General features: G+C 59.8%; 6 protein-coding genes and 1 pseudogene. 5 read left to right on the plus strand and 2 right to left on the minus strand.

The window, feature by feature from the left end; translation table 11 throughout:
- The first annotated feature begins 167 nt into the window (after positions 1–167).
- Positions 168–416, plus strand: a complete 249-nt coding sequence (locus JWR14_RS04950) for a type II toxin-antitoxin system death-on-curing family toxin (protein WP_299702315.1) — start codon at positions 168–170, stop codon at positions 414–416.
- 155 nt (positions 417–571) lie between these two features.
- On the opposite strand, the gene JWR14_RS04955 is transcribed toward JWR14_RS04950, so the two are convergent.
- Positions 572–1,354 (minus strand): CDP-diacylglycerol diphosphatase, encoded by a 783-nt coding sequence (locus tag JWR14_RS04955; RefSeq protein WP_299702318.1) that lies wholly within the window; start codon positions 1,352–1,354, stop codon positions 572–574.
- A gap of 52 nt (positions 1,355–1,406) precedes the next feature.
- Positions 1,407–2,798: a PLP-dependent aminotransferase family protein gene (locus JWR14_RS04960; RefSeq protein WP_299702321.1), complete on the minus strand. Its 1,392-nt coding sequence runs from the start codon at positions 2,796–2,798 to the stop codon at positions 1,407–1,409.
- Between the two features lie 415 nt (positions 2,799–3,213).
- Here JWR14_RS04960 and JWR14_RS04965 point away from each other — a divergent pair, with 415 nt between their 5' ends.
- From JWR14_RS04965 to JWR14_RS04980, 4 genes and pseudogenes are all read left to right on the plus strand, one after another.
- A complete protein-coding gene (locus tag JWR14_RS04965) occupies positions 3,214–3,696 on the plus strand; it encodes an MSMEG_0572/Sll0783 family nitrogen starvation response protein (RefSeq protein ID WP_056365868.1) in 483 nt (160 codons plus the stop codon).
- A gap of 37 nt (positions 3,697–3,733) precedes the next feature.
- Positions 3,734–4,747 carry a Nit6803 family nitrilase gene (locus JWR14_RS04970; protein WP_299702332.1) on the plus strand — a complete coding sequence of 338 codons (1,014 nt, stop codon included), beginning with the start codon at positions 3,734–3,736 and terminating at the stop codon, positions 4,745–4,747.
- Positions 4,740–5,822: an MSMEG_0568 family radical SAM protein gene (locus JWR14_RS04975; RefSeq protein ID WP_299702340.1), complete on the plus strand. Its 1,083-nt coding sequence runs from the start codon at positions 4,740–4,742 to the stop codon at positions 5,820–5,822. Before JWR14_RS04970 ends, JWR14_RS04975 begins: the two co-directional genes overlap by 8 nt.
- Positions 5,823–5,824: 2 nt before the next feature.
- Positions 5,825–6,000 (plus strand): annotated as a pseudogene (locus JWR14_RS04980) (histone acetyltransferase); the annotation flags it as partial.

Below are 6,000 nucleotides of genomic sequence, written 5' to 3' on the forward strand. Positions count from 1 at the left end.
TGCAAAGCGAGTTATCGCGACGCACGAGAAGGTAATAAAGGCGCTCGCGAACCGATGATAGACGCCCAGCAAGTCATCGAGATTCATGACCTGATCTTGAGACAAGAGCCGGGGCTTGCGGGCGGCCACGGCGTCGGCCCGCTCGAGGGTGCGCTGGCACGCGTCGCATGCTTTACGGGCAGCTATCGGATGTTTTTGATATCGCGGCAATGTACGCAGTAGCGCTCGCCAGGGGGCACGTCTTTAACGATGCAAACAAGAGAACAGCGTTGGTTACAGCGTTGACTTATCTCGCTTTGCAGGGTTACGACGTACCAAGATCCGACGTGCTGGAGGACATCATGGTGGACGTTGCTGAAGGTACGTTGGATGAGAGTGACCTTGCGAGCCTGTTGTTCTCAATCGCTGTCGAGTAGCACGGGAGAATAGGGCAAGCGTATGTTGGTGATCTATCCCATTTGCCCCAGCAATTCCATTCCCTCGCTTCGTAAGCCATCGCAGTCCTCTCCCGCGTGCGTCCGACCTTCCTTAGTGCAGCTAGCCCAAAATTTCGAGATGCGGGTCGCCCAACCTACTTCGAACGTGCAACGGCGCAGGCATGGTCCTGCAATTCCTCCGATGACGCGAAGTCACCTGTATCGCGTTGTACGTGATCGTTGAGAAGAAGGAATGCTGGCTTGCCGTCGGGTGCCGTGGTCCCCGCGAGCAGTAAGGTCTGGTCGGCCATGACCTGGCCTTCGCGCGCCACGTCGGGCGCAAGAAGCTTGAAAGGATCGATGGAAGCCAGATCGGCGTCATCAATACGCCGAATGCGGTATGCATGCCCCCGCAGCAACGTGGGGAATGCAGTCCACTCCGTGCCGATCTTCGGACCTTGCTCACGCAGCGCGCGAACGACATCCGGGGCAAGGCAATCAATATGAATGTGCAACTGGTTTTGCGTGCGCCCGCTGGTCGAGTTGATGGCGAGCGAGAGTTCATCGCGGGGAAGATCCTGCCCTAGCTTCGCTTCAACAAAACGCCGAGCTTCCCACGCCGCGCGCCAGTAATTCGGTGAGCCCGGTATCAGCAGATCAGGGCTTTCAATGCCGCCAATGCGAGCAGTCGGAATCAACAGATATTGGGCAATGCCGTTGATATCCTTGAGGACCGCGAAGCCGCCGGATGGATCCACATCGACACATTTCTGCGGGACATTCGCGCCGCGTGCCGCGGGCTCGCATGAGTTGTGGACGATCTGCCATAACGCGTCGGGGTTACCCGCATGAGCAACGGAGAAGAACAGCGCGGCGATAGTGAACGAGGCTAAGCGAACGAGAAGCCGGACATTGCGCATGGAGTAAGCGGTCAACACGAAAGCCTGCATCGTAACAAGACTTCATGACGGCCGCGCGCAACTCAAGCCCCTACATCACCGGCAAATGCAGATGATGAGGATGTTCGACGGTGTCCGCGATCAGCCTGAGCGCGTCCTCGCATTCATCGAGATTCTTGGGACCGCCAAGGCATACACGAATGGCTTCGGGCGGATTGCCATCGGTCGCAAAAGCCGCCGCTGACACCGCGCCAATCCCTTGCGAACGCAACTGCAATGCAAGCTCAGATGCGTTCCATCCACACTCCGCTGGAATAGGCATCCAGAGATGGAACCCGGCCGGATCGGCATCGAACTTCCAGCCGGACAGAACGCGCGCGGCTAGCTCCTGACGCGCGGCGGACTCCGCGCGAATCGCATCGAGCATCAGGTCTGCTGTCCCGTCATTAACCCACTGCGTCGCCAGCAACACGGTGAAGGGGCTGGCCATGACCGTGGTTGCGCGCAACGCCCCGGCAAGATGCTGGGAGCGCCGGGCAGACGGCGCACGAATGTAAGCCACGCGCAGACCGGCGCCAAAGCTCTTCGAGAACCCGGTGACGTAGTAAGTGAGATCGGGGGCCAACGTGGCCAGTGCATCAGGCGCCTGGACCGGCAACATGCCATACGCATCGTCTTCAATAATCGGCACGCTGTACCTTAGCGCGACATCGGCAAGCGCCTCGCGCCGCTTCGACGACAACGTCACCGTGCTCGGATTCTGGATGGTCGGATTGCAATAGAACGCGCTGGGTTTATCGCTCTTGCATAGCGCTTCGAATGCATGGGCAAGCGGGCCATCGTCATCGCGTGCCAGCGCCTGCAAACGCACGCCCAGTTGCGCCGCAATCGCCTTGATGCCCGGGTAAGCCAGCGTATCGAGGCAAATGGTCCCCCCGGGCCGCGCAAGCTGCGACACCAGCGCCACCAGCGCGCTGTGAATGCCGGGACAAACCAGGACCTTGTCTTCATCGCAATCGTCGAAACGGCGCTTCAGCCACTTCGTGCCAGCGGCACGATCGTCAGCAGTGCCACCGAAATCCTGATACCGCAGCAGCCGATACGGGTCCGTAGCCGAAAACAGCCGCGCTGCGGAATCGCGCAAGCGCGCAGCGAGTTCTGCAGGCTCGGGCGGCATGTTCATGGTCATCTCGACGCTGCTGCCGCCGGACAGTGGCAGCGTAGCGGTGCGGCCGCGTACGAACGTGCCGCTGCCGGCACGCGAGTCGAGCAGCCCTCTTTTGCGCGCCTCCGCGTAGGCTCGCGCCACGGTCGTGTAATTGAGCTGCAGTTCGTCAGCCAGGTCACGCAGGCCTGGCAGCCGATCGCGCGGACGCAAGCGCCCGCTCGCCAGATCTTCTTCAATTAACTCGGGAATCAGCAAATAAGCCGGCTTGCGGCTTTCTGTCAATTTTCTGATCCAGTGGTGAGTAAGACTGACCATGAAGCACTCTCGAATAAATGCGATTAAAAAACGATAGCACGCTGGCGAGCGGAAAAAATAAATTGATCGCATTAAGTGATCGTATGGAGAATCCGATCAATCAAGGGTCAATGCACATATCCGGTGTTTATTGCACCATGCAGGCGCGGCAGCACCACTGTGATCACGCCACGCTGGTGCAGACTCATTGTCCTGCCAGGCCTTAAACCAAGCCGCAAAAGGCCTTTCGGGATCGTCATCAAAAATATTTCACTGCTCCACGCGCACTGATCGTTTGAATGATTGGGTATTGATCGCATTAACACGCTCATTGAATGGCACGCCCGTTGCATTAGCAGCTTCGTATCCCGCAGTTTGGTTCCGGATTAAGAACCCCGGCGCCACTGATTAAATTGTCTATTTACTGGAGATTAGAATGCCTGCCGTCAATATCCCGATGCACAAGAAAGGCGATTACCTTGTCGATTATGAAGAGAAGGTGTTTGAAGACGTCAAGGCCGCGCCGGGCGAAAAGGCGCTGGTGACATTCCACACGGTCGCGTTCGAAGGTTCCATCGGCTTCGTCAACCTGCTGCAAGCCACCCGGCTACTGCGCAAGGGCTTCGAAACCTCGGTGCTGCTCTATGGCCCGGGCGTAACGCTCGGGCTTCAGCGCGGCTTCCCGACGCTCGGCGACGAAGCATTCCCGGGCCATCTGAACTTCAACAAGCAGATCCAGAAGTTCATGGAGGAAGGCGGCAAGGTCTATGCATGCCGCTTTGCATTGCAGGCGCTGTATGGGCAGGGGGAAGCATCGTTGATCGAAGGCATCAAGCCGATCAGCCCGCTCGACGTCCTCGATATCCAGCTGCTGCATCGCAAGGACGGCGCGCTGATTATCAACACCTGGACCGTCTGACGCCGCGCCCAAAGCCTGTTATCAACACGGAACGACCATGCCCGACAAGAGAATCGTCCGCGCCGCCGCGGTCCAGATAGCACCGGACCTCGAACGGCCCGGTGGCACGCTCGAGAAAGTCCTCGGAACGATCGACGACGCTGCGCGCCAAGGCGTGCAGATCATCGTCTTCCCCGAGACTTTCCTGCCTTACTACCCGTACTTCTCGTTCGTGCGGGCGCCGGTGGCATCGGGTGCCGAACACATGCGTCTCTATGACGAAGCGGTGGTCGTGCCCGGTCCGGTGACGCAGGCGGTAGCAGAGCGCGCACGGCGGCATGGCATGGTCGTCGTGCTGGGCGTGAATGAGCGAGATCACGGCAGCTTATACAACGCACAACTGATCTTCGATACCAACGGTGAGCTGCTGCTCAAGCGCCGCAAGATCACGCCGACGTTTCACGAACGGATGATCTGGGGCATGGGCGATGCAGCCGGTCTTAAGGTAGCGGAAACCAGCATCGGCCGCGTCGGTGCGCTCGCGTGTTGGGAACACTACAACCCGCTTGCGCGTTACGCGTTGATGACGCAACACGAAGAGATCCATTGCAGCCAGTTTCCGGGCTCGCTGGTCGGTCCCATTTTCGGTGAACAGATCGAAGTGACCATCCGTCATCACGCACTGGAATCCGGCTGCTTCGTGATCAATTCAACGGGCTGGCTGACCGAGCCGCAGATTGAATCGATCACGAAAGATCCGGGCCTGCAGAAGGCGCTTCGCGGCGGCTGCAACACCGCCATCATTTCGCCCGAAGGCCAGCATCTCGCCCCACCGCTGCGCGAGGGCGAAGGGTTGGTGATCGCCGACCTGGACATGTCGCTGATCACCAAACGCAAACGCATGATGGATTCGGTCGGTCATTACGCACGGCCCGAACTACTGAGCCTCGCCATCAACGACCGGCCCGCGGTCACGTCGGCACCCATGAACAGCTTCTCACCTTCAACCGGGGGATTGCACCTTGAACGCGAACGAGACCTTGTCGGCCATGAGCCGGCAATTGATGACTGAACTGCAATCGACGGGTTTGCGTCTCGCCAATCCGGGCGCGGGACAAGGACTCGGCGTGGCCAGCCGACGCGGCGGCGCAGGTCCGTCCGATCACAAGGCGGTCACCATCGACGGCGTGACCATCATGGTGCCGGTGCATACGAATACCGCATGGCACTCGCCGTTCGTGGCGTCCGCCCCTGACGCCCACGGTAGCAGTGCGTTGCTGCGTGGATCGATACCGATCGCGAGCATCAGCTTTCCGAAGTCGCCGCGTTTCTACGCGATGCAGACCTTCGACGGCGTGCCCTATTCGCACATCGCAACGCTGCATGGGTCGGACGTGCTTGCCACGACGGTTCTGCAAACCTGCATCCGGTATGAAAGCCGGAAGAAGACCTGCAAGTTCTGCGCAATCGGGCAATCACTTGCGGCGGGCAGGACGATCGCGCGCAAGACGCCCGAGCAACTGGCGGAGGTGGCACGGGCCGCCGTGTTGCTCGATGGCGTGAAGCACATGGTTTTGACCACGGGCACCCCACCGACCAAGGATCGAGGCGCGCAGATCTTGTGCGACAGCGCGTTCGCGATCAAGGCCGCGGTCGACCTGCCAATCCAGGCGCAATGCGAACCACCCGATGACGACAAATGGTTTGAACGCATGCGCGCAAGCGGTATCGATACGCTCGGCATGCATCTCGAAGTGGTCACCCCAGCGCTGCGTGAACAGATCATGCCGGGCAAGGCGAGCGTGCCCATCTCGCGCTACATGGAAGCGTTCAAGGCGGCCGTGGCAGTGTTCGGCCGGGGTCAGGTGAGCACCTACATACTCGCGGGTCTCGGTGACACGGCAGAAGCCATTTTGTCGATCTCGCGCGAGCTGGTCGATCTCGGCGTGTATCCCTTCGTGGTCCCGTTCGTGCCGATCAGCGGCACGCCGCTCGAGGATCATCCTGCGCCCTCGCCCGAATTCATGAAGTCGGTCTTGCAGCCGCTTGGCGCGATGGTGTCGGCAGGCGGCATGCGCTCCGCCGATATCAAGGCAGGCTGCGGCAAATGCGGCGCGTGTTCGTCGTTGTCATCCTACGAGGTCTGATCATGCTCGCCGATACCGAAGATCTTGTACGTCTGTACACCCCCGCGAGTTACACGATCAAGTGGACCACGCTGCCGTGGGAAGCGAACGAAGCGTATAAGCTGCGGCGCGCGGTGTTCTGCATCGAGCAAGGGATTTTTATCGGCGATGACCGCGATGAAATCGATGAGCGCGCGCA

The sequence above is a fragment of the Caballeronia sp. genome (genome assembly GCF_028292365.1).
In the GTDB taxonomy this organism is placed as follows: Bacteria; Pseudomonadota; Gammaproteobacteria; order Burkholderiales; family Burkholderiaceae; genus Caballeronia.

Coding starts and splice junctions, on each gene's coding strand:
- JWR14_RS04960 (WP_299702321.1), bottom strand. CDS start 2,798: ATGGTCAGTCTTACTCACCACTGGATCAGAAAATTGACAGAAAGCCGC.
- JWR14_RS04970 (WP_299702332.1), top strand. CDS start 3,734: ATGCCCGACAAGAGAATCGTCCGCGCCGCCGCGGTCCAGATAGCACCG.
- JWR14_RS04975 (WP_299702340.1), top strand. CDS start 4,740: ATGACTGAACTGCAATCGACGGGTTTGCGTCTCGCCAATCCGGGCGCG.
- JWR14_RS04965 (WP_056365868.1), top strand. CDS start 3,214: ATGCCTGCCGTCAATATCCCGATGCACAAGAAAGGCGATTACCTTGTC.
- JWR14_RS04950 (WP_299702315.1), top strand. CDS start 168: ATGCTTTACGGGCAGCTATCGGATGTTTTTGATATCGCGGCAATGTAC.